General features: G+C 68.5%; 1 protein-coding gene. It reads right to left on the reverse strand.

Features of this window, described 5'->3' with window-relative positions; translation table 11 throughout:
• Positions 1–240: 240 nt before the first annotated feature.
• Positions 241–2,845 (reverse strand): autotransporter outer membrane beta-barrel domain-containing protein (locus ACYDAT_RS16035; protein ID WP_461451436.1); only part of this gene is annotated, 2,605 nt, incomplete at its 5' end.

The raw sequence follows: 2,845 nt of genomic DNA on the forward strand, positions 1-2,845 counted from the left end.
GCCGCGCGGGTAGCGATACTGGCCATGATTTCCCCGTGATGTCACGGCGGCAGGCGCCGTGATGCATGCCGGGCCAGCATCGTGGCTGGATGCGCGACGGTCAAAGCCCGGAAGTCATGCTCCGGGCGTGAATCACGGCAACGCGGCTACACAACACGCGCGTCGAACGTGGCTCGCCATTCGCGCCGCACGCGAGCGGGGCACTCAACGCCCCGCCGCCGTGCATGCCGCGATCAGCGCCTACCACACGTACTGCAGCAGCGCGGTGCCGCCATTGCTGTGGTAGCGGCTGGCGTAGTCGCCGAACCACGCCAGCTTGAAGCGCCATGGACCATGACCCTGCCAGTCGAGGCCAGCCGCGGCGGTCAGCGCACTGCTCGGTAGCGCCGTGCCGGTAACGGCAAAGCTCTGGCCGCCGATGCTCTGCATCTCGATCGGGTTGCGATCGCCGCTGTAGCCCACGCCACCTACCTGTATCCATGGAATCAGCGTGCTGTGGCTTGCATCCACGACGGTGCCCAGGCGCAGCCCGGCACCGTAGCGGGTCAGGTTCTGGCTCAGCGCACCGTAGCTGATGTCAAGCAGGCTGGCGCCGCTCTCCTGGGCACTGCCGTAGCGGCTGTGCAGGTAGCTGACATCGGCATATGGGCTCACGAAGACATGGTTGCCCCAATTCCAGCGGTAGTCGGCGCGCGCCGCCGCGCCGGCAAAACTGCCGGTGCTGAGCGCCTGGCCGGCCAAGCCCAAGCTGGTCAGGTCGCGCGTGGTGGTCTGACGCAAACTGCCGCCGCCCACACTCGCCGCCAGACGCCAACCCCGGGTGCGGTAGATGCCGTACAGGAATGCTCCCAGCGGGGTGCCGACCACGCGTGAGGGGGCAAGGGATGTCGCCGTGTTGGCACTGGCGATCGCCGCGCCCAGCACCAGGTGGGCGTTGATCGCCGTGCCGGCACCCGCCGCGCCGCCCTGCATGCTCTGGCGCGTGTCGCCGAGATCACCGCCGCTGCCGGTGTATTGCGCCCAGGCGCCCGAGCGCGCATCGCCGGTGATCCCGCCCATCCCCGGCGCGCTGCCGAAGCCGCCGAGCACGGTCTGGAAGGTCGAATCCAGCGCCAGACTCACGGTGCTGGCGTAGTTGGGGAAGCCGCTGCTGAAGGCCGCCGGATTGACATTGAGCTTGAGAAATACGTCGTTGGTGGCGTAGGTCACCTGCGGGGTCAGGTAGATCGCGAAGGCCGGATTGTCGAAGGTCGAGGCAAAGGTACCCGAGACGCCGCCCGCCGCGTGCAGCAGATCGTAGGTACTGCCTACCGCATAGTCGCCGGCCAGCGGTTCGATCAGCAGCGTGCCGGCCAAGCTGGCCGTGCCGCCCACCTGCAACTGGCTGTAGCCGGTGCCGGCCATGGTCTGCGGGCTGACGCCCAGCGCCAGCGTGGCGCCACTGCTTTGCGTGTAGTTGCCGTTGACCGTGAGGATGCCGAGGCTGCCGCCTGGCATCACCGTGCCGGCGTTGGTGACGTTGCCGCCGATCGTGCCGTGGCCGCGCAACGTGGCCCCGGCCGCGACACTCACGTTGCCGGCAATCGCCGCATTCGTGTGCGTGGCATCGCCGATCTCCAGCGTGCCGGCACTGACCGTCGTGCCGCCGGTGTAGGTGTCGATGCCATCGAGGATCGTCGCGCCCGTGCCCATCTGGGTCAGGCTGCCGCTGCCGCTGATCACGCCATCGACCAGCGTGCCGCTGGACAGATCGAACACCAGCGCACCGTTGTCGATGACATTGCCCGTGCCGATCGCGCCCGTCGCGCCGCCCGTGCCCACCTGCAGCGTGCCAGCGTTGATCGTGGTGCCGCCGCTGTAGCTGTTGTCGGCGGTCAGGGTGAGCCCGCCGCCGCCTTCCAGCGTCAGGCTGCCGTTGCCGCTGATCAGGCCCGCGTAGGTGCCGTTGCTGGTCTGATCGAAGGTGACATCCGGCGTGGCCGCGCCCACGGCCGTGTTGAACGTCACGTTGCCCAGCAGGCTGGTGGTGCTGCCCACCAGGGTGCCGCCGCTGATCATCCAGTTCTGGCTGGCATTGCCCGTGCCGGTCAGCGTCCATGTGCTGGTGCCGCTCTTGGCGTAATTCATGAAGCCATAGAACACCGGCGTGCCGCTGTAGCTGGTCGATGCCGTGCTGACGATCGACGCCAGATTGAATACGTTGCCGCCGCTGGCGTTGATGTCGCCACCCAGTTCGAAGGTGTCGCCACCATTCGTGCTGCCGCTGGTGCTGACCACGTTGCCGATGAACTTGGCGCCGGCCTCGATCACCAGCGTGTTGCCGCCACCGCTGAAGTCCACCGCGTCGGCCTGCACCGGCGTGCTGGCGCCCGAGACGCCGCCGGCGATGGTGCCAGCGTTGATCACCGTGCTGGCGCCGGTGGCGATCACGCCGACACCGCCTGTGCCGGGCGTCCCGCTCGCGGCAGGCGGTGGCAAGCGGGGCACGCCTGTACCGCCGCCTAGGCCGCCGAACAGCGAAGCCGGATCGAAGGACACACCGCCCGCCAACTGCGCATCGACGCCTCGGAATCCCGGACCGGCGTACGCCAGGCCCGGCAGGTCCGCGAGTGCCACAAAGGGGCGGATTCCGTTGGACTCAGGCCGCGCTGACGCGCCCCAGACATCCGTGATCGCCGCGCGAGATGGCAGCACCAGACGCTGGCTTCTCTGCAGAGCAGGCCCAATAATGACGCCACCTGAGCCTCCGCCATTGCCGCCTGTGATGGTGCCGGTGTTGGTCAGCGTGAACGCGGCGCCATCGACACCCGCACCGCCATTGCCGGACTGCGCACCCGCGATGCTG

Source organism: Metallibacterium sp., from assembly GCF_054637675.1.